Here is a 398-nt window from a genome sequence, read left to right as displayed (position 1 = left end):
GTAATAGAATCGCCTAAATCTCCGCGGAGTGTATCTGTAATCCAGATGAAATACTATTCCACTATGGGACGATCCAGATAGTATTTCTCGCGGAAGGTTGCAATATCCTGTTCTGATGCTTCCGAGCCGAGAGCCAGAACAGCCGGATCTCCGGGAAGCATATGAACCAATGTAAAAGAAATTACAGAGACCAAAAATATTACTGCAACAGATATTCCTAATCTCTTTAAAATATATCGACCCATAATAATCACCACCTTTTCCTGCACAAAACAGGGCATACGTCACATCTCAGGCTGGTAACGCATGCCCATTTTCTAATAGTAAAAATTATTCAGCCTCTTTGCACAGTTCATTCCATGTAGCGACATACTGCTGAACTGCTCCGTAATCACCAT

The 398-nt window shown here is 41.7% G+C and carries 1 protein-coding gene; it reads right to left on the bottom strand.

Going from position 1 to position 398, the window contains the following annotated elements; all coding sequences use genetic code 11:
* Window positions 1–53: 53 nt before the first annotated feature.
* Window positions 54–245, bottom strand: a complete 192-nt coding sequence (locus NE473_RS30470; protein ID WP_256265585.1) for an ABC transporter permease family protein — start codon at window positions 243–245, stop codon at window positions 54–56.
* Between the last annotated feature and the right edge of the window lie 153 nt (window positions 246–398).

The sequence above is a fragment of the Hungatella sp. SL.1.14 genome, from assembly GCF_024460495.1.
Taxonomy (GTDB): domain Bacteria; phylum Bacillota; class Clostridia; order Lachnospirales; family Lachnospiraceae; genus Hungatella; species Hungatella hathewayi.
Note: the sequence above shows the minus strand (reverse complement) of the source record. Positions and strands in the feature narration are given on the sequence as shown.

Coding starts and splice junctions, on each gene's coding strand:
- NE473_RS30470 (WP_256265585.1), bottom strand. CDS start 245: ATGGGTCGATATATTTTAAAGAGATTAGGAATATCTGTTGCAGTAATA.